The organism is Pedobacter aquatilis (genome assembly GCF_032678425.1).
In the GTDB taxonomy this organism is placed as follows: domain Bacteria; phylum Bacteroidota; class Bacteroidia; order Sphingobacteriales; family Sphingobacteriaceae; genus Pedobacter; species Pedobacter aquatilis_B.
This window is the reverse complement of sequence record NZ_JAVTSG010000005.1, coordinates 206,371-225,423: the sequence shown is the minus strand read 5'-3', so window position 1 is coordinate 225,423 and position 19,053 is coordinate 206,371. Positions and strand designations below refer to the sequence as shown.

The window sequence follows — 19,053 nt, the reverse complement described above, 5'->3', positions numbered from 1 at the left end:
AAAACGCATCCACGTCTTTCCCCCTAATGCTTATTATCTCTTAAAGTCACATACTATTTGTAAAAATGCTAAGGAGCTAATAGGAAGACTAAGCTTTAGGAAATAATAGTTAAAATAACTGAAAGGGGCTTCGTGAGAGAAATAATATTTTGTGGCCAACTTACTTCATCTACTAGCGGTTTGTACCTAGAACCATTTACACCTGAATTGTGACTGCCTAATTACCAAATTTTATTTTTCTCTTATCGCCTATTGGAGCTTAATTAACTGAAATCCGCTGAAGCTTCTAAGCTGCATTCTTTTTTTAAGATTTTTGGATCTGATGAACTTTCCATGTTCAAAAATTTCTAGTCATGCTTTAGCACAGCCTATGGATATGGGCTGCTGCTTAAAGCAAAAAGATTAATCCATGATAACGAACACAACCGGCATATCGGTACATAAATTTTCTTCTCTTAGTGAAAAACTCAAAGTCAGGGGTTTTTACTGTGATGTAATGCTTTTGATTGTTGAACGCGGTACCGCGGTGGTGACTTTAGAAGATAGCCTTTTCAAATGTAATTCCTCAATTATTCTGATAGATGCTTTTCAGACTTTTAGCGTTATGGGGGATATTAAAGGCTGGTGTATCCGCTTTCCATTGAAGCTTTTAGAGGATTTTAAATTGCTTCACCCGGAACTATCTGCTTCCGGTATACTTCAATTTAAGGATTTGCCGTTTTGTGAAATCTCGAGCTGTCTTTTATCCAAAATAAGACAGTTGAAGTTTTATGTGATGGATGATAAAAATATGGTCGAAGAATTCGCGATTAGCAACACCATTACTTTTTTACTGTTGCACGGCTGTAGTGATGCAGGTTTTTCGAAAGACGAAAGTTATAGCAAGAAAGCCAAGGCCACTACTAAACAATTTAAAATTGTTGTGGCAAGGGATGGTAAATATCCGAGATCCCTTAATTCTTATTGCGCTGAACTTAAAATAAAGCTTAAGTATTTGAATTATGCCTGTAGGCTGGTTGCTAATAAAAATGCCAGGCACTTTATGCAGGATATTCAAATGGAACATATTGACTCTTTGATTTTGAATCCTAAACTAAGTATTTATGAGGTTATGAGGGAATGTGGTTTTTCCCAGACTCAGGCCTTTAGCACTCATTTTAAAAGATTAAAAGGTTGCACGCCCGCAGCTTTTCGCAAGTCCGTTGGACTGGAGCCATTTCGGGGCCGCAGGAGGTTTATTTAATTTTTTCTTTAAAGGGAAAAAACGCAGGGTAGAACGCTACCCTGCTGGTTTTTTGAGCGCAGATTAAATCTGAATTTCTTTCATGCTTTCTGTAAATAACTCGATTATCTTTCCGATATGCTCGAGCTCGTATAATAAATGATTATGCTCATTTCGTGTTTTATGTATCCCGATGATTTTTAAGCTTGCCTCCTTTTGTTCTGTAAGCAGCGAGATGATTTTGTCTATCTGGTCGCCATTTGACAGTGGTTTTAATGGGCCGTTCACATTGCAGGTATTTGCCCAGGCGCCTGTTCCTCCTGCTGTCCAGAGTTCTCTCGAGCAGAATAGGAACATAAAATTATCGAATGCATTGATGAGGGCTACCTCTCTAATGAAGTAGGTATGGTGGGCAGATTGCCTTCTAGTTGGTTCAGTTTTCCAGAATCGATCGAATACCATCCTTAATGAACGCGCTTTATATGCACGTTCAAGTAATTCAGCATGTATATTTTCACTTGTCTTCATATCTCTCCCTGAAAATTTAGAGTTATGACGAAGTTGGGGAAATTGAGAAAAATATGAAGCTTTATTATGCAGTTCCTATCATTTGCTATACAAAGTGGCAACTTTTGGGGAAATAGTTTTGAAAAAAGTACATCATCCGGCTTGTTCGTTATGCAAGCCGGATGCAGTTTGTAAAGCTGAGCGGGGAATGCTTATCCTTGTGTGGAATACTTCACCATCTGAATTAAATGTGCATTCAGCCTGATTTTCATAGGCGAAATTCAAGCGTTCTCTGACATTTTTTAATCCTGCCCTAGATGAATCTTTTCTTGGGTTACTATTTAGTGCATTTAAAGTTTCGATGATAAGCTTATCTGATTCTAACCCAACAAATACCTGTATGCCGATATCAGCATTTGCTATATTGCCATGTTTGAAAATATTTTCAACAAGCGTCATGAGCACCAGTGGTACAAAACGTAAATCTGCGGCCTCTGGGTCAAAATCTAAAATGATATTCAACGTTTCATTTTTTCTAAGCTGGTATAAATGGATGAGTTTCTCGACTTGTTCCATCTCTTCTCTTAAGACAATGAATTCTTCCTGTTCACTGGAGTCGACTGCATATCGCATCATATCTGAGAGTGTCATGACGGCATCTGCGGCTTCTGGTGAATGCTCGCTAATGTTATGGTAGACAAAGTCTAGGGTATTGAATAGGAAGTGTGGGTTTATCTGTGCTTTGAGGAAGTCGTTATGGGCTTTGGATAAGGCGCGTTTGGTCCGCTCTTCTTCGACCATCATCTGAAGTTTTTGCTTTTCGAGCTCCAGGCTTATGTTTTTCTGTTTGATGAAGTTCTTAACGAAGTAATAGGCCATTGCTATGCCCAACAGGTTTATAAAGCGGAAAGATATTCTGTATACGTAATTCTCGTTTAAGGCCACCTCCGTTTTCCTCCCAAGTAAATCAAAGTATACCAGAAGGTAGTCCACTCCAAAATTCAATAGGGTAAAAACTGTAAATAACAAAGCTAAGGCTACAGGGAATTTCCAAATGGAGGAGACCAGATTTGAAAATGCCCATTTGAGGATGGTATTACCTGCAAAGTAGAACCAAAGGATTATAATAACATAGTGGGAGAAATAATTGCTAAAACTACTAAGGGTGCCTTGCAAGACGAATACAAGCAACATTTCATAGCCAATGAAGATAGACCAGCATATGATATGCACCCAATAAGCCTTAAACCATGCTGAAATACTTTTATTCATAAAAATCAAATCTTCTATATAGAAAACATAAAGCACTGTATAACAAACTTTTAAGCGGCAATAGGCACGGCTAATTTTCATAAAAAAACAATTATGAAACAGCCATTATTATCACTAAAAAAGAAAACAGTATTTATCTACAAATCAATTAAAAATACTGAAAACCGTCTTACTACCGATCCAACTGATCCAGTTACTACACTAGCTACAATGACTGTAAGCAGTACCGTATGTATTGGAGTCGGAAGACATTAATTAATCATTAAAGCCGGGCATGCTTATTTGCGCCTGGCTTTAATTAATTTTGAATCTACGAAATCATTGAAATACTTCTTATAGTAATCGCCGACGGTAATTCTTGTTCCATTCTGCATCTTGATAGCATTTCCTTCTATATACTCGATATATTCTGGTGCGATGATAAAACTTCTTTGAAACTGCATGAACCAATCAAACTGAGCGAGTTTCTTTGACATCTCAGATAATGACATATATGTGGTTACGCTTTTATCCAGGGTATGTACCTGGACGTAATTCAGCCTGCTCTCCACTGCTACAATATCTTTGTATCTTATCTTGATGAGGCGCAGGTTATCTTCTTTGCTTTTAATGAACATATAGTCATCGCTATCCACGCTCTCTGAGAGTTCCTGTTTCTGTGGAAATAGCTTATGAACAGTTTTAAGAAATTTCGCCAATGAATAGGGTTTCAAAAGAAAATCGTCTGCGTCTATCTGAAATGCCTCATAGGCGTACTTGCTATGGGCTGTGGTAAAAACCAGCTTGCCTGCCTTGGAGCGCAGGGACTCGCCTAACTCTATTCCTGTAATACCGGGCATATCCACATCTAGTAAAACTAAATCCACGCCTTCCCCTGTTGAAATTTCCATCATGGCTTTGACCGGGTCTGTATAGCTGCTTATAATCTCTATCGCTGGTATAGATGCAATATATCGTTTTAAGCCTTCAATGGCATGAGGCTCATCATCAACAATTATGCAACTTATCTTCTTTTCCTTTTTCATCACCGTTAAATATAGTAGCTTTCTTTTTCAGTCAATAGTTTTTAAGCATGATTTCCCGAAAATGCTGTTTTTCAAATAGAAAAAATATAGGCTCATCCCGAAATCCTTAGTATCTGTTAACTAATTTCGTCAAGAACAGGCTAATTTGAAAAATATTTTTTTTTAGCGTCTTCTAGCTTATTTCTTTTTTAGGTTCATTTTGTTTCAAATTTTTGCTTGTGTACTTAAATTAGATATCTAATATTTCCATGATGAAAAAATTACTTTTAGGGTTACTTGCCTTTTTGAGCCTTTCGGGCTTTGCACAAAACAAGACTGTGGTATTAACTTTTGATGATTCGCCTTCGAGCCATTATAGCTTTGTAGCTCCACTTCTGAAACAGTATGGCTTCGGTGCAACTTTTTATGTTTGCGAATTTCCGGGTATCTACCCTGATACCTCACTATCTTTAAGCTGGGGGCAGGTGAAGGCTATTTCTAAAATGGGTTTTGAAATTGGAAACCATACCTGGCACCACACGGGTGTTAAGGGTATAACTGAAGCGAAGCTGAATGCTGAACTTGCTTACGTGGAAGCTAAATGTGATTCTCTGGGCATTCCGAAGATGACTAGTTTCTGTTATCCGGGATATACTACTGATAGCCTGGCAACTATTGTTCTAAAAAAACGGGGTTACCTGAATGGCAGGACTGGAGGGGAACGCGCTTATGTCAAAGGAAAAGATGATCCTTTTTATATCCCGAGCTACACCATTTCTGATGGCAATAAAAATACATTTTATGATGCTTTGAAGCAGCCTAAAGATTCTGAAATTGTTGTGTTTTGTTTTCATGGCGTTCCTGATAGGCCTCATCCTTGGGTGAGCGTAAATGAAACCGATTTTAAGGCTTATATGGACTATCTGAAAGCTAACAATTACAGGGTAATTGCGATGAAGGACTTAAAGATTAAGTAAGTCTTGAAAATAAAATTGGCTTCAGCTAATAAATTGTTAATACAGAATACCTATTTTTAAGTATTGTCCGATGTAATTAGCTTACATACATTCGTTTAAACTTTAAGATGCTATATCCCTAAATTTTTAAAACAGAAATTTTCACTCTAAATATTCCTGCATTATTCATTATCAAATTACGCTCAAAATGAATGAATATCTTAAAATCTTTGATGATTTTCCAGGCTGGTTTTATCTACATGATGATATACCGGATTATGAGAAAATCTTTGACTCCCTGATCTCTTTTGAATATAGAAACAGATTAGCCCAGCATCCGGAGAAGCTCTTACCCATTGTTTATGTTTTCGATTTAAAGAAATTGGACTTTGTATTCCGGGACATCTCGCGTTTAAGCTTAATTCAATGGGAGGCTTTGAGAAAACTTGAATCGAGCTCAATTTCTATGCGTATGGCTAGCACCAGGCATATGGATAGCTGTTTTTCTCAAGTTGTATTCTTTTATAAAACGATTCTGGAGAACCCAGATGGCCTTCCTCATATGTTTTTGCATAAAGCAGGGCTCTGGGGTGAAAAAGGCAAACATCCTAGGCTCTGTTTTGGGATTCTTTTCCAGAAAGGCCAGACCCTTCCGATGGAATCTTCGATATCGCTTATCAAAACCAGTTTTTTTGATAAAGTGTTTCATCCGGAAAAGCCCTGTCTGTTTTCGCCCAGAGAGGCTGAAATATTATATTATATGTCAGAAGGCTTCAGCAGTAAGCAGATTGCGAGCATATTAAACTTAAGTGAATTCACGATTGTCAATCACCGGAAGAATATGCTCGAGAAATCTGGCAAGCCTAATGCGACCTCATTGGTGTCTCATGCGATTAGGGAAAAAATAATTTAATGTTTTTTGCTTTCATGTCAAACCTTTACATAAATACCAATTGCTCCTGAGATAAAATCACGCCTTTAGTCGTTTTAAGGATTAACATTACTACCGCATCTGCTGGCAAGTTTGCCGGCATCTGGTAACTAAATGTTATTTTAGTTGGGGTGACCATCATATCCACCGGCTGGTCGCCAATGGTTAAGATTAAATTCTCTTTGGCAAAATTTTCTCCGGTGATGGTCATTGATGTTGGTGCATTTGCATTCCTCAAAACAACCAATGGATTCACCCCAGTAACTTTTGGGTCACCGACTAGCTTATCTGACCTATCCTCCTTAGGTCTCAGTAGTACCTCGAATACCTCTTTAAGTTTTAAGGTCGTTCTATCTGCGAAAAGCCCGGATAGAATTGAAATTATCATCACGCCCACAATATTGATGTTGTTTGCGCTATTATTGATACTGAGAAAACCTCCGCATAAGGCGAAGTATACTGCAAGGGCTAAACCTGAAGCTACAAATGGTTTTGCGATGTACCAGAACCACCAGCTGCGTTTAAATTGGCCCGAGCCGATGTAGTTGGTTAAAGAGCTCGTAATATGAATTAGGTTTCCCAGGAATCCACCAAGAACAACGAGGGTTAAAAACAATAGGTTCAAGCTGCTTAAACGCTCAAACTCTTTCGGGTCAATAAGACCTGGTATAAACACCTTTTCATCTGCTTGAATAGTTGTAGCTCCGGCAGCTGTGGACTGATTGCAGCAGCAACAGTCTTTTTTAGCTGTGTTTGTACCTTGGGCTTTCATAGCAGCTTCAGCTTTAGCAACTGTTTCTGCTAACTCTTTAACTATTTGCTCTTTTGTTTTTTTGGATGCTGCACTGTCTTTCTGATTTTCTTTCTTTACGCTATCAGATTTCTTTTGAGCCTGGGTTTGTTTAACTTTAGCTGTATCTACCTGTTTGAGGTAAAGGGAAGATTGATTAACCTTATCGATGGCTGCATTTGGGATGGAGATAACCCGGACTTTGAATAACTCTATCTTGCAATAGCTCTGGTAATTTTCATTTGATGGCGGGATCCTATCGGGCCATAGGGCAATGATTAAAGTTATACATGCGCATATGAGTGGGATTAAAATCAATCCTGCGATTATCTTATGGCGGGACCGGATCTGGTTTCCATCCAAATCGGTATATTGCTCTTCTTTCTCTATCATAAACTGTATTTTTTATTGAGGTATACCGCCAAGCCATCTAGTCCCGGGAAAAGGGTGTAATAATTTATACCTGCCTGTTCCAGAAAACGATGCGCCATTGGGATGGCCTCTTTCGGTATATTTATTTTTTTTAGGAGTTTATCACTGGCCAACTGTTCTAAAGGCCTTGTGTCGTTTCCATGTATAGTGAAATACCCACCCTGGTTGCTTAATCTATCTCCTCTTCGCTGTGGATAAAGCGCTACCGGTAAGTCCCACTCAAAAGGATCAACATTTGAGATCTGTAGTAGAATTTCTGAATAGCTGCTCTGATTTTTAAGATTATAGCAGTCCAAATTCTCCGGACTCCACAGGTCTTCGCCATGGTCAAATTCTTCGTTGAGCTTATACGGATTGGTCATCCAGATACAAGGTTCATATTTTGCTCCCGGGCATTTGATGGTGTAGGTATCCAAGGCAAAAAAGAGTGCAACTCCAAATATTTCCGTCCAATCCAGCAGACGGGTTTTTACGCCATGATGCTGCATGTAAAATAGCACGTCCCAATCATTAAGCTTTTGCACATGGAGGTCACGGGCTCTTGATTGGAATTCATAGAACATATCCTGTTCCGCTTCCCAGGTTTTCTGGGATAACTCTGCGTTTTTTTCGTTACGCAATAAGCCTGGGGATAATTTATAATCACAATTGCTATGTCCACGGTAAAAGATTTCGGTCTGCCCATCATAACCGAGTGCAGTTTTAGCATCTTCGATTTCCTGCATGAAATCTATCCATGCCTCCAGTTCTAAAGACCTTACCATTACCTTGCTGTACCTAAGCCAAACACTACAGTAAGTGCTGCGATGAGATTGCCATCTTTGGTGACCGTCCCATCATAGTTTCTTCCGAATGTAAAAATGAGTTTCTGATTGGCAGCTATTTCATAATCTGCGTTTATAGCTAACCTCCAGGATGGTTTTACGGTTGAAGAGGATAATATACTTCTATAAATGGCTTCGGCTCCTGCGCCAAATTTACCTTTTAACAGTACATACTTTAAACCTGCATCAAAGGTTGAGATATCGCCCATAGTATTTGGCACGCCATTCAAAGCAAAGATTTCATCTGGATTGTAAAGATATCTTGCCAGTCCCAGTATTGAACTTCCATCTTTCCAGTTGTAGCCGAATGTCGCCCATACTCCAGAGTTGAATATTTTCGAGTTGTCGAAACGCTTTTGCCTGAACTCAGAACTTAGACCTCCGGCTATATCAACTGATAGTCCTTGTCTATTACCATCGAAGGACTTAGCCAAGTCTTCCAAATCTGCATAGAATTTGGGTTTATTATTCTCTATTTCCTTTTTCAACTCCTCTGGAAATTTATTTAACATGTCTTGCCTAGCTTTTATTGTTTGATAAAGCTCTGATTTCTTGTCGGCTTGCATAACCGATATGATTCCAACTTTATCTAATTCCGACAGGCTTTCGATCTTACGTATCGAGTCGAGAATTGTTTTCTCTCTTGCTTCTAACTTTTTGTAACGATCAGATTCTTCTACTCGCTTCTTAACTTCTTCACTATAAATACCTATAAGCATCTCTTGCTTGTCTCTTATTTTCTGAAGCTTCTTTTTAGAGTCTTCTGAATACTTAGGCCTTACAATTGAAAACTTAACACCTAATGCTCCATAAGTGCTTGTTGACTTGAAATTGTTGAAGCTAGAATCTGGGTTACGAAGACCTAATGAGACTACAAAACTTTGTCTAAAAACATCCCATGGATCTTCAGACTGCAAACCCTTTTTTCCTGTGGTGCTAAAGTCCGCTCCTTTTTTTCTGAATAGATAAAAGGGGGCTAAATCAACTGCATAATTAGATGGAAGTTTTGTATAAGATGAGCTTGCTGACTGAAGGGAGACCATAAAATCACTGACATCCGTTGGCTTTTCAATATCGGAAACCGCAAAACCCAACAAACTTGAGGCTGGTGAGCTCTGGGCTCTTAGCACATTTAGTTTTTCCTGTTTTAATTCACTATTATTCTCTTCTTTAGATTTTTCTTCCTTCTTCTCCTGGGCTTGGATGGAAAATACAGATATTGATAGTGCGAGGGTTAAATATAGATATTTCATGAGCAGTTAGAATTGATAAAAACTTATTATCACTGTATAGATTACAGTCTCTCCATCACGTTCTGTAGTTTTTTCCAGTTTGTAACCATTGGTTACAAAGCCTCCCTCCAACAACACCATCAAATCCGTATCATTGTGATTTGGAGAGGTATCTGTAACTGCTGTTATTACACGTAATTTTTTTCCGCCCAGGTTATTATTTTGTCCAATAACCTCGTGCATTAAATTTCCAGGATATGCTTTATATATGGATACATCATCAAGGGTTATCAGGCTTAAACCTGTCTGTTCAATTCCCCCGATGATTAGACTCAATTTCACATCTTCAGCGCTCCTGTTTAAAACATATGTCCTAACTAAGGATGTGCCTTCTTCTATTTCTTCTGGCATGATTAATTCACATTTATTTTTAACTGTCCATCAGCTAAAATTTAATGCAATTTATGCCGCCATATTTCATCTATAAATAGCTATTTCTAGTCATTTTAAGGACATGACAAAATTGGCTTACAATTATTTCGTTAGAAAAAATGTTGAACTTCTTAATCAGAAAAGGACTGTACTTATAGAATAGCAATTGCCCCTCTCCCGTTTTGAGCTTTTGTCTGAATTTAAGCGGAAGGATTTAGCAATTTTTGGGCATAAAAAAAGGAGATATTCCTATCTCCCTTTACCCCAAATCAGATTATTGATTATTTTGTGCTATTCTTTTTTTCTGTTACTTCTGCACGAACTTCTTGTGCTAAAGTTTTTAACTCTTGCATTGCCTTACGAACTCTGGTTCCAGCTGCACTATTGTTAGCATTATAAAACTTCTCGATATCTGCTTCGATAGCAGATACGGTTTCTTTGATTTTTGCAAATTTTTCCATTCTATTTTTTGTTTTAGTAAAGCGGGCAGAAATGCCCGTCTAAACAAAACTATAAATTTCTTTTAGATTCTCTTTACCAATTATTTATTCATTATCTGGGATTCCATTTTGAAAGGGATTTCAAGAATGAATAGGCTATCCGCCACAGTGCCAGTAAAAGGAACCTTCAGGTTATCCCATATTTTGTGGATTGCTAAATGCAAGATCACTCCATTCGTTATGAATTCCTTGATCTCAAGCACAGATGCTACTTCTTTGGGACTGATACTTATATTCCCGCCAAGTTCCTCGTATAGTAATATATTGAAACAGTACTCTCCTTTAGCGTCTTTGGTAAGTTCCACACCGCAGCTATAGTTTTTATGGTATTCTTCGAGGCTGTAGGCTAGCGTATGAATTTGTGCTATTGCTTTTTTGGCATAATCCAAAATCAATAGGTTTTTCCAAATTCATTATCAAGGGATAGGGATAATTTTGTAGGCTGGTAAAGACAGCTTTGGATTTGTAATCTTTTCATAGCCTGGGCATTGGGGTTGATGCCCTGCCCTGGCACGTAAGGCAATCGAAAGTATTATCGGGGAATGATTTAGGTAGGCTTGGGAATTGTTCTTATAAACCGTCAAAGGCTCAGGTGAAGAAAGTTATGAGGCATCCGGTGGCGTAGATGATTTTGAGTAATGAGTTGCTGGATTCTCATTCGAAGATGCTGGAGTATCATCATCTGGCGAAGGGTTGGATTGAAGAAGATAAGGTAGAGGATGCGTTGGCGCTGGTGTTTGTGGGGTGATATTGGGATAAAATTGGTTTAGGCTGAACTTATCTTAGGATTATCGCTAGTTATAAAAACTATGTAAATAATAAAGGGCGGTTATTATCTTTTTAATATTTGCATTCGTTATGAATAATCATATTTACAGTATCCGTAAGGTTGTCTGGATAAATGAGTCCTGCCTTATGATTAAATAAATAATTGAACTGTATGTCTCAAGATCGCACATGTGTATAGTGATTCGCTGTTATTGCATATTTTCAAAATACATTAACACAGATACTCTACCAGATCTGGCCTTGCTGCTTTTTGCAAACGACTAATGGCTTGCCTATTGAGCTGTCTTGCCCAGGTTGGGGTCTTCCCATATTTGGGTCCGATTTGCTCGAAATCCAGTGGGTATTCTTCTCCCAGTCCATATGTGGCTTTTACCACTTCGCGTTCTTTTCGGGGCAAGGTGGAAAGTAACCTGTTGATTTCAAGCTTTAGGTTTTCGATATTGATATCCTGTTCTGGGTCTTTGGCATTTTCATCCTTTGTGATGCTCCAAAGAGCTGCCTGGTATTCTTCGTTTATACAGGCATCTATGGAACTTACGGGCTTATCATAGCGGTTGCTTAATATGAGGGTTTCTAGCTTTATGTTTGCAAGTTCTGCGATTTCTTCTAATGTTGGCTCGCGGTGGAGGTTTTGCATGAGGATGTCTTCTTTTGATTTGAGCTCGGCTATGGCTTTGATCTGGTTCATGGGAATCCTTATCATTCTAAGCTGTTCTCCAAAGGCTGTAAATATTGCGGCTCTTATGTACCATACAGCATAGGATATAAACTTAAATCCTTTGGTCTCATCATATGAACGGGCGGCTTTGATGAGGCCTATATTTCCTTCATTGATCAGGTCGTTGAGTGGGAGTCCGATATGGGCGTATTTTTTGGCTACTGATACTACGAATTTTAGGTTTGCTCGTATGAGCCTATCTAATGCGCGTTCATCGCCTTCGCGGATTTGCTTTGCGAGCAGTACTTCTTCCTCTGGTTTTAGGGGTGGAGAAGTTGATAACTCATTTAAATACCGATATAGGGAGTCCTCTTTGCGCTGGGTGTGGCGCATTTCTATTTTTAAATCCCGCATGTCTTTTTTTATTTAAGATTGGCGGATATGGAATAATGGATTGGTGTGAGGGCTGTAGCTACGGCTAGCGCTTCTGATCGTGTGATTCTCATAATCTGGTTCAATTTTCTTATGTGGTTTACAAAGGCTAATTTCCAGGATTTGAGGGCTATGAGGGAATAATTGGATAAATTCAGTTAAAATAACTGTTTTTATAACGTTTAACTTGATTTATATTCTGTTAAGGTATTTTTAAGTGTGGGCTTTTGGTGTTTTATTGGGATGGATGTTGTGTGCTGTTCTGGATTTTTGGTATTGTGGTTTGGAGGATTGGTGATTTAAAAAAGCCAGGCTCCTTCGCGGAACCTGACTGATAAACCAAATACGAGAAAGTTTATCTACCCTTCTCTAAGAAATAATTTGAATCCAGACTATCTCTATGCCTAAGTTGGGTAAGGCGCGAGGGATATGAAAATTATTTTTGATTTTTTTTATTTAGGATGCTGGTGGTGCTTCTGGGCTGGATGGCTTTGCTTTGTTTTTTCATGTGCTCTCTATGGAAGCTTTTCATGGCTTTAAGGGATTCCATATCTATCTGCCAGACGCGGGCGGTGGTGAGGCCGACTTTGCTGGCGATATCTTCTATGCTCATTGGGAATTTGCGGCCTAGGCCGCGTAGCTCGATTATCACCTGGCGGTATTTTGGTTTGAGCTGGCTGAGGTAATACTGGAGTTCTTGTGTTTGCTCTTTTTGGGTGATTTGCTCTTCGATGTTTTGTTCTTCTGTTTCTAAGATATCAATGAATGTATCTGCCTCTCCTATGGATTGCGGCGCATCAAGATGGACTATTGGGGTCTGGGATTCTTTGTAGAGCTGGAGTATGGTTGCTGAGAATTCTCCTGTTTCGAGTATTTCCTGGTCTGTGGGTGTTCGCTCGAGTTTATGTTCGAGGTGTTGTATTGTTTTGCGGATGGCTGGTGCCTGGCGGTATTGCTGTCCTGAACGTCTGACTGTTTTTATGTTTTCGGATAGGTAGTCTAGCATGGCATTTCTTATCCAGAATACTGCATAGGAGATAAAGCGGAATCCTTTGCTCGGGTCGTGTCTTTTGGCTGCTGTGATAAGGCCTATGTTTCCTTCGTTGATGAGGTCTGATAGTGCTGCGCCGAGGTGGCTGTAGTGTTTGGCGCAGGTGATGACGAATTTTAGGTTGCATTGGACGAGCTTGTTTAGGGCTTGCTGGTCTCCTATCTGGATTCGTTTGCTAAGGAAGGCTTCTTCTTCCTTTTCTAGGGGTTTGTATCTATTGAGTTCTTTGAGGTATATACCCAGGCTATCTATATCTCTATGTGTTATAGATTTATCGAAATGGATTCCTTTCATCATGGCAGCTCCGAAGTTGGGAATTTTTGGGCTATTGGTTTGGATAGTGGTTGGGCTTCAGTTAAAATAACTGTTTGGGGCGCTTTTGGCGGATGAATATTTTATGGTGCTGGGGTGAATGTCGAACTGGCAGGTTAAGATTCCTAATTCTAATGCTGTAGATTTAAATTGCTTTTGAATCTATAATTTCCGGTTGTTAATTTTCGCGTACTGGTTTCTCCTGGAATCAGTACCTCTGCCTCTACCCCTTTTGGAATTTCGATATCTAAAATAATCTGCTTGGCTTTTAATCGCCAAGAAGAAACTATTTTACCGTTTGGAGTCAGATAATGTCCTTTCGCCCAGGTTAAGCCACCACCGATTTTGGGTTTATTGATATCTTTTTATAGCCTTGAAACGATTAGTTAATGGCTTATTTCTTTTGGTTTCTGAATTTACCTTCTTTTATCCAGTTGATGCAATCGTCTATCCATTGTTTTTCTGCGCCCTGGTTATGCACGCCATAACCATGCTCTCCTTTCTGGTAAAGAAAGAGTTCAGCAGGTACTCCTTTCTGGCGCAGGGCGGCAGCGAAGTGGAGGCTGTTTTCAACTTTAACTAGACTATCGTCGAGGCCTGAGGTGATGTAGGCTGGTGGGGTGTTCTCGCTAACTTGTTTCTCTAGGGAAAAGCGCTCGATTTTTGCTTTATCTAGCTCCGGTCCAATTAGGTTTTCGCGGGATCCTTCATGGGTAAGGCCGTCCTGAAAGCTGATGACTGGGTAAACGAGTACCATGAAATCCGGGCGAAGGGGTGTGTTCTTAGGATTGGATAATAGGGTGTTACTGAAGGCTGTTCCTGCTGTTGCGGCGAGGTGGCCGCCTGCGGAAAAGCCCATGATGCCAATTTGATTGGGGTCTATATTGTATTTTGATGCATTTTCTCTGGCGAATTGGATGGCGCGCTGGGCGTCCATTAATGGCACTTCCCATTTCTGCTCCATAAACTCTGCTTTTGGCACTCTGTAGTCTAATAGAAATGCTGTAATGCCGGCTTCATTTAATTTTTTGACTGCAGGGTCTCCTTCCCAGCCATTTGCCCTGCCGCCATAGGCACCGCCGGAGCAAACGATGACTGCAGCCCTGCTGGCCTGCTTTGTCGGCCTGTGCATGGTTATCGCTGGCTGCTCTCCTTTATTGTTTTTAGCTAGCGGTATGGGGCTTTCGCTGTACAGCGGTAGGCGCTGCGCAGATGCGTAATTTATTGTGGTTGCAATTAGGGCTAATGTGAATAGGTATTTTAGGGGACTAGCTTTCATGTAATGTTGTTTTTCTATGGCACAAGTTGTGCATATTGAAAAAATCTCTGGCTATAATGGTTTCTAATCCGTTAAAATAACGGATATAGAGGTGTTTAACCAATCTTAATTTTGTGTTTCTTTATTGTTTGGGTTTCCTTCTGATTGGTTGTTGTTTGTTGATGCCGATGTTTGGGATTGATTTTGGTTGCTGTTTTTGGATGTTAAACCGGAACCGCTGTTTCGTTCTTTGCCTGGGCAATCACTACAGAACTATTTACTGCACCCACATTTTGAAGCGTTCCGAGCTTGTGCCATAGGAAATGGTTATAGGTTTGCATATTATGGGTTACGATTTTTAAAAGGAAGTCGTAACCGCCTGTGGTATGGCTGCATTCCATCACTTCTTCGAAATCGCATACGCCCTGCTGGAATTCACTTAATGAATTTACCGAATGGTCTTTGAGCTGTACCTGTATGAAGGCCATCAGGCAGTCGCGCATTTTGCTATAATCTATGATTGCAACATAGGAGCGGATATAGCCGAGTTTCTCTAGTCTTTTAACACGGTCCTGTATTGGGCTTTGTGATCTATTGAGCTTATGGGCGAGTTCCTTAAAGGTCATTCTCGCGTCCTGCTGAAGATATTTTAAGATACCGTAATCGGTACTGTCGAGGATATATGTTTCCATTACAACTTTATTAGTTATTTAAAAAATACTCAGAACCGTTATAATGAAGACCAAATATAAATTACCTTTTTTAATTTCCAAAATCTGAAATGTTAAATTTTTCTTAAAAAAACAGATTATTGTATGGGTATTGGTTTTTTGGATTTGGTTTTCAAAATATTATTCTGTTCCGATGTTTGCTTTTAGGTTATTTATCTATAATTCTGGATGCCTGCTCTTCTTGTTAGAAAAGGTTTGATATTCGCATCACCAAACCTTAAACCCCTTTTCTTTTGTTAAATGGATATTTGCAATGTTTAGGAAACCTCCAATGGAGTAGAAGCTATTGGAATTAGGTTGTTTGATAAGTTAATTATTTAAAAGCCGGCTCGCCGGCTTTTTTTTTTTGGCGGTAGTTCATGGTTCTCTTGTTGCTATCCTTTCTATTTATTATGGTTTTTTATTATTGATTGAGCTCTAGCCTTGTTCTTCTGATTTTAACTGCTGATAATAAAGCAAGGCTAGTAAAAATAGCCATGGCGATATAGTCTGCTATCTCTGTGTATGGATTATACATATTCGACGAAGTCTGGGTTGGCTATTGATCTCATTTTTTTTATGGCTTCAAAGGATATCTGGCGTACCCTGTCGCGGCTGATGCTTAGGCGGCTGGAGAGTACTTCGGGGCTTTCTTCATGGGGGCTGTTTAGGCCGTATAAAGATTTGACGATTTGCTGCTCTCGGGGTGAAAGCTTGGCCAGAAGCCGCGAGAGGATGAAGGCCCGGTCTTCTGCTTTTAAGGCTTCGTCGGGTTTTTCGGTTTGCTTATCTTCGCAGGTTGCCCAGAGGCAGTCGTTTTCATCTTTCCCGACGAGTTTATCGAGCTGTGCTAGCGGTGGGTCGAGTGAGAGCTGTTCGCGCACGACTTTGACTGTTAGCTTGGTGTCTTTTGCGATTTCTTCGAGGGTTGGCGCTCGCTCCAGGGATTGCTCTAGCCTTGCGATTGATTTGCGCATTTCCCGGATATTACCTATCTGGTTCATAGGCAAGCGGATGGGCCTCATATGCTCGCCCAGGGCGGTTAGGATAGATTGCCATATCCACCATACGGCGAAGGAGATGAATTTAAAGCCTTTGGTCTCATCGAATGTTTTAGCGGCTTTGATTAGGCCTATGTTTCCCTCGGCGATGATATCGGAAAATGGGAGGCCCATGTTCTGGTATTTTTTGGCGACGGAGGCTACAAAACGCAGGTTGGAGCGCACGAGCTTATCCAGGGCTGCTTTATCGCCTTTTTTTATGGCGCGGGCGAGGCGGACTTCTTCTTCTGCGCTCAGGACTTCCTCCCGTCCGAGTTCACATAGGTATTTATTCAGGGAGTCTGCATCCCTATTGGTATAGGATGCTTCTATTTTTAGGGCACGAAGTCTCATTTGATTACGTCTTTGTATTGCTCTGATTTGAACTGCTCACTAAACACCTTTTCTGGAAATGCGGGCAGGAATTTAAACCATTCGCTGTTTATCTCTCGTCCTGCGCTAGCTGCTGCCATTATCTGGTATCTATCTGGGGCGGAAAAGCTAAAGGCGATATCCTGTTCGTTTTTGGCTAAATCAGAGAGCAGGGCTATCCATTGGTTATCGAAATATGTTGTGGCTTTCTCTGTTCTGCAATTTAGTTTGCTTAAGATTTGCTGCTGGTCGGGTATGCTGGTGGGATGGTTCTGCCAGTCTTTAGAGACCAGCTCGAACCATAGGCCGTCCATGCTAAACCCGATGTGCCCTTCTTTTATGGGGCGGTATGGGCCGCTCATCTGTCCGAAGCTGTATTGCTGGGATAGGCTTTCGAGTAGCTCGTCTCTTTGCTCTTCTGGACTGAAGCTTAGGCGGATGTGGCAACTCTGCATCTCGAGATCATAATAAGGTACGCACATGGCGGGTAGAAATCCTTTCTGGTTGTATGCTGTGGTGTCGATTTCTGAAAGGATGTAGGCGTAACCTATCCGGGAGAATGCCTGGCTTAGGTCTGCGATTTGGTTTTCGTCCTGTATTCTCCAGAGCCGCTGGCGGCCCTGGTAGTTATCAAAGCTTTGGATGTCTTCTTTTGTTAGTTTGATGCTCCCTAGCTGTGAGATGATTTCTGTGCTTGGGTAAAAGGCGCAAAGTGCTGGGCTGCTGCCGTTATGGCTTTGCTTTTGGTTGGGATTGCTAGATGGTGCATGAATGGCTTTCAGGAGGCTTTTGTTTTCCATGTCCTCTAGGTTTAGCACGCCGATAATAGCGGTTTGTGAGCTATCGGGCGCGCCGTATTCATAAACCCAGATGGTAGCTTTGTTTTCTGGGTTTTCTGCCTGGGTATTGATGCCGGGTATAAAGGGGTAGATATTAGCCATTCTGGATGCTTTCTATTTGCTTATTTGTTGCTTCTTTTTTTGCTGGAATGCACTCATGCAGTGGATGAGCTCCATTACAGATGATAAGGGCAGGGCATTGTATAGGGATACCCGGAACCCGCCCTGAGTTGGGAAGCATTTTATGCCGACCATGCCTTTATTTTCTGCATAGTCCAGGAATTCTTTTTCGAGTTCTTCGGTTTCCATTTTGAAGGTAACGTTCATATTGGAGCGGTGGGCGATATTGGCTGTTCCCTGGAATAGTGGATTTCTATCTATCTCTTCGTAGAGCATTTTAGCTTTCCTGGTATTTCTTTTTTCCATCTCTTCTACCCCGCCCTGTCCTTTTATCCAGGTAAGGTTTAACATGGTGGCGTATATGGAGAATACTGCTGGGGTATTGTATAGGCTTTTATGGTCTCTGTATATGCGGTAGTCCCACATGGCGGGTATATTCTGGCTTTGGTTATTTAGTAAGGCTTCGCTGATGATAACGATGGTAAGGCCTGCTGGGCCTAAGTTTTTCTGTGCGCCGGCGTATATTAAATCAAAATCCCTGATGTTTATTTTTCTTGAGCCTATATCTGATGACATGTCGCAGCATATGGGTATGGGGCTTTTGGGAAATTCTTTCATCTGTGTGCCTTCAATGGTGTTATTGGAGGTGCAGTGGAAGTAGGCGGCATCTTCTGGGATGCTGTAATGGTCTGGTATATACCGGTAGGATTTATCTTCGGATGTGGCGATGATCTCGACTTCTCCGAAATGCCTGGCTTCTTTGATGGCTTTCTGGGCGAAGAATCCGCTGTTTAGGTATATGGCGGGTTTATTCCATGCTAGGAAGTTTAGGGGTATCATGGAGAACTGTGTACTGGCTCCGCCTTGCATGAATAAGATATGGTAGTCTTTTGGTACCTGGAGTAGTTCTTTGATTAGGGTGCGGGTTTTATCCATGACCTTTTCAAATTCTTTGCTGCGATGTGAGACTTCTAGAATGGACAGGCCTGAGCCGTTCCAATTGATGACTGCTTCTGCAGCCTGGCGGGTGACCTCAACTGGCAGGATGCATGGGCCAGCTCCGAAGTTATGTTTTTTCTCCATTAGGTAAATAGGATTTAATCTGTAAAATTCTGTATTGTGTGATGGAGATTTAGCCTAGTGCTCTGCTTTTAGTTAATTTAACTAAAAGGGCTGTTTTGGGCAGTTATTTTAGCTGATGGTTTTGGTTTCTTTGGGCTGCTTCAGAATTATGTTGGCTGCCGGTTTATCTGGGCTCTGTTGCCTGTTCTGTTTCTGGAATTATATTTTTCAGAATGCGTTTTTTCTGCCCAATTTCGTGGGGACGATGTTCTGGGGCTGGTACATGCATCTCTGGGTTGATGGATTAA

Annotated in this window: 20 protein-coding genes; 3 read left to right on the top strand and 17 right to left on the bottom strand. The window is 40.6% G+C overall.

Annotated features, from left to right (window positions below):
• The first annotated feature begins 409 nt into the window (after positions 1-409).
• The gene (locus R2Q16_RS16055) at positions 410-1,243 is read left to right on the top strand and encodes a helix-turn-helix domain-containing protein (RefSeq protein WP_316738428.1); all 834 of its coding nucleotides are present in this window, start codon (positions 410-412) and stop codon (positions 1,241-1,243) included.
• A gap of 63 nt (positions 1,244-1,306) precedes the next feature.
• On the opposite strand, the gene R2Q16_RS16050 is transcribed toward R2Q16_RS16055, so the two are convergent.
• The 3 genes from R2Q16_RS16050 to R2Q16_RS16040 all read right to left on the bottom strand — a co-directional run bounded on the left by R2Q16_RS16050 (position 1,307) and on the right by R2Q16_RS16040 (position 4,026).
• Positions 1,307-1,750, bottom strand: coding sequence for a hypothetical protein (locus R2Q16_RS16050; protein ID WP_316738426.1), 444 nt, complete (start codon positions 1,748-1,750; stop codon positions 1,307-1,309).
• A 132-nt stretch (positions 1,751-1,882) separates the two neighbouring features.
• On the bottom strand, positions 1,883-3,082 hold the full coding sequence (locus R2Q16_RS16045; RefSeq protein WP_316738423.1) for a sensor histidine kinase: 1,200 nt from the start codon (positions 3,080-3,082) through the stop codon (positions 1,883-1,885).
• Positions 3,083-3,279: 197 nt separating this feature from the next.
• Positions 3,280-4,026, bottom strand: a complete 747-nt coding sequence (locus tag R2Q16_RS16040; RefSeq protein ID WP_316738421.1) for a LytTR family DNA-binding domain-containing protein — start codon at positions 4,024-4,026, stop codon at positions 3,280-3,282.
• Positions 4,027-4,274: 248 nt separating this feature from the next.
• Between R2Q16_RS16040 and R2Q16_RS16035 the strand changes: the two genes are divergently transcribed.
• Positions 4,275-4,982 carry a polysaccharide deacetylase family protein gene (locus R2Q16_RS16035; RefSeq protein WP_316738415.1) on the top strand — a complete coding sequence of 236 codons (708 nt, stop codon included), beginning with the start codon at positions 4,275-4,277 and terminating at the stop codon, positions 4,980-4,982.
• Between the two features lie 187 nt (positions 4,983-5,169).
• The gene (locus R2Q16_RS16030; RefSeq protein ID WP_316738414.1) at positions 5,170-5,874 is read left to right on the top strand and encodes a helix-turn-helix domain-containing protein; all 705 of its coding nucleotides are present in this window, start codon (positions 5,170-5,172) and stop codon (positions 5,872-5,874) included.
• Positions 5,875-5,899: 25 nt separating this feature from the next.
• On the opposite strand, the gene R2Q16_RS16025 is transcribed toward R2Q16_RS16030, so the two are convergent.
• From R2Q16_RS16025 to serC, 14 genes are all read right to left on the bottom strand, one after another.
• Positions 5,900-7,075, bottom strand: coding sequence for a hypothetical protein (locus R2Q16_RS16025; RefSeq protein WP_316738413.1), 1,176 nt, complete (start codon positions 7,073-7,075; stop codon positions 5,900-5,902).
• Positions 7,072-7,839, bottom strand: coding sequence for an FRG domain-containing protein (locus R2Q16_RS16020; protein ID WP_316738412.1), 768 nt, complete (start codon positions 7,837-7,839; stop codon positions 7,072-7,074). Before R2Q16_RS16020 ends, R2Q16_RS16025 begins: the two co-directional genes overlap by 4 nt.
• 38 nt (positions 7,840-7,877) lie before the next feature.
• Complete coding sequence (locus tag R2Q16_RS16015; protein ID WP_316738411.1) at positions 7,878-9,191, bottom strand: hypothetical protein; 1,314 nt, start codon at positions 9,189-9,191, stop codon at positions 7,878-7,880.
• Positions 9,192-9,197: 6 nt separating this feature from the next.
• A complete protein-coding gene (locus R2Q16_RS16010; RefSeq protein ID WP_316738410.1) occupies positions 9,198-9,581 on the bottom strand; it encodes a hypothetical protein in 384 nt (127 codons plus the stop codon).
• Between the two features lie 302 nt (positions 9,582-9,883).
• Positions 9,884-10,063, bottom strand: coding sequence for a histone H1 (locus R2Q16_RS16005; RefSeq protein WP_316738409.1), 180 nt, complete (start codon positions 10,061-10,063; stop codon positions 9,884-9,886).
• An 80-nt stretch (positions 10,064-10,143) separates the two neighbouring features.
• Complete coding sequence (locus R2Q16_RS16000) at positions 10,144-10,491, bottom strand: hypothetical protein (RefSeq protein WP_316738407.1); 348 nt, start codon at positions 10,489-10,491, stop codon at positions 10,144-10,146.
• A gap of 611 nt (positions 10,492-11,102) precedes the next feature.
• Positions 11,103-11,963 carry an RNA polymerase sigma factor RpoD/SigA gene (locus R2Q16_RS15995; RefSeq protein WP_316738406.1) on the bottom strand — a complete coding sequence of 287 codons (861 nt, stop codon included), beginning with the start codon at positions 11,961-11,963 and terminating at the stop codon, positions 11,103-11,105.
• Positions 11,964-12,417: 454 nt separating this feature from the next.
• Positions 12,418-13,329 (bottom strand): RNA polymerase sigma factor RpoD/SigA, encoded by a 912-nt coding sequence (locus R2Q16_RS15990; RefSeq protein ID WP_316738405.1) that lies wholly within the window; start codon positions 13,327-13,329, stop codon positions 12,418-12,420.
• Positions 13,330-13,475: 146 nt separating this feature from the next.
• Positions 13,476-13,688 (bottom strand): alpha-L-rhamnosidase C-terminal domain-containing protein, encoded by a 213-nt coding sequence (locus R2Q16_RS20380; protein WP_410478166.1) that lies wholly within the window; start codon positions 13,686-13,688, stop codon positions 13,476-13,478.
• Positions 13,689-13,738: 50 nt separating this feature from the next.
• Complete coding sequence (locus tag R2Q16_RS15985) at positions 13,739-14,623, bottom strand: alpha/beta hydrolase (protein ID WP_316738404.1); 885 nt, start codon at positions 14,621-14,623, stop codon at positions 13,739-13,741.
• A 203-nt stretch (positions 14,624-14,826) separates the two neighbouring features.
• A complete protein-coding gene (locus tag R2Q16_RS15980; protein WP_316738403.1) occupies positions 14,827-15,294 on the bottom strand; it encodes an Lrp/AsnC family transcriptional regulator in 468 nt (155 codons plus the stop codon).
• 548 nt (positions 15,295-15,842) lie between these two features.
• Positions 15,843-16,706, bottom strand: a complete 864-nt coding sequence (locus R2Q16_RS15975; protein WP_316738402.1) for an RNA polymerase sigma factor RpoD/SigA — start codon at positions 16,704-16,706, stop codon at positions 15,843-15,845.
• The gene (locus tag R2Q16_RS15970) at positions 16,703-17,665 is read right to left on the bottom strand and encodes a hypothetical protein (protein WP_316738401.1); all 963 of its coding nucleotides are present in this window, start codon (positions 17,663-17,665) and stop codon (positions 16,703-16,705) included. The genes R2Q16_RS15975 and R2Q16_RS15970 overlap by 4 nt, the downstream gene beginning before the upstream one ends.
• Before the next feature lie 12 nt (positions 17,666-17,677).
• A complete protein-coding gene (serC, locus tag R2Q16_RS15965) occupies positions 17,678-18,766 on the bottom strand; it encodes a 3-phosphoserine/phosphohydroxythreonine transaminase (RefSeq protein WP_316738400.1) in 1,089 nt (362 codons plus the stop codon).
• Positions 18,767-19,053 lie beyond the last annotated feature (287 nt).

Coding starts and splice junctions, on each gene's coding strand:
- R2Q16_RS16055 (WP_316738428.1), top strand. CDS start 410: ATGATAACGAACACAACCGGCATATCGGTACATAAATTTTCTTCTCTT.
- R2Q16_RS16050 (WP_316738426.1), bottom strand. CDS start 1,750: ATGAAGACAAGTGAAAATATACATGCTGAATTACTTGAACGTGCATAT.
- R2Q16_RS16045 (WP_316738423.1), bottom strand. CDS start 3,082: ATGAAAATTAGCCGTGCCTATTGCCGCTTAAAAGTTTGTTATACAGTG.
- R2Q16_RS16010 (WP_316738410.1), bottom strand. CDS start 9,581: ATGCCAGAAGAAATAGAAGAAGGCACATCCTTAGTTAGGACATATGTT.
- R2Q16_RS16030 (WP_316738414.1), top strand. CDS start 5,170: ATGAATGAATATCTTAAAATCTTTGATGATTTTCCAGGCTGGTTTTAT.
- R2Q16_RS16005 (WP_316738409.1), bottom strand. CDS start 10,063: ATGGAAAAATTTGCAAAAATCAAAGAAACCGTATCTGCTATCGAAGCA.
- R2Q16_RS15985 (WP_316738404.1), bottom strand. CDS start 14,623: ATGAAAGCTAGTCCCCTAAAATACCTATTCACATTAGCCCTAATTGCA.
- R2Q16_RS15970 (WP_316738401.1), bottom strand. CDS start 17,665: ATGGCTAATATCTACCCCTTTATACCCGGCATCAATACCCAGGCAGAA.
- R2Q16_RS16015 (WP_316738411.1), bottom strand. CDS start 9,191: ATGAAATATCTATATTTAACCCTCGCACTATCAATATCTGTATTTTCC.
- serC (WP_316738400.1), bottom strand. CDS start 18,766: ATGGAGAAAAAACATAACTTCGGAGCTGGCCCATGCATCCTGCCAGTT.
- R2Q16_RS16035 (WP_316738415.1), top strand. CDS start 4,275: ATGATGAAAAAATTACTTTTAGGGTTACTTGCCTTTTTGAGCCTTTCG.
- R2Q16_RS15980 (WP_316738403.1), bottom strand. CDS start 15,294: ATGGAAACATATATCCTCGACAGTACCGATTACGGTATCTTAAAATAT.
- R2Q16_RS16025 (WP_316738413.1), bottom strand. CDS start 7,075: ATGATAGAGAAAGAAGAGCAATATACCGATTTGGATGGAAACCAGATC.
- R2Q16_RS15995 (WP_316738406.1), bottom strand. CDS start 11,963: ATGCGGGATTTAAAAATAGAAATGCGCCACACCCAGCGCAAAGAGGAC.
- R2Q16_RS15990 (WP_316738405.1), bottom strand. CDS start 13,329: ATGATGAAAGGAATCCATTTCGATAAATCTATAACACATAGAGATATA.
- R2Q16_RS15975 (WP_316738402.1), bottom strand. CDS start 16,706: ATGAGACTTCGTGCCCTAAAAATAGAAGCATCCTATACCAATAGGGAT.
- R2Q16_RS16040 (WP_316738421.1), bottom strand. CDS start 4,026: ATGAAAAAGGAAAAGAAGATAAGTTGCATAATTGTTGATGATGAGCCT.
- R2Q16_RS16020 (WP_316738412.1), bottom strand. CDS start 7,839: ATGCAGGAAATCGAAGATGCTAAAACTGCACTCGGTTATGATGGGCAG.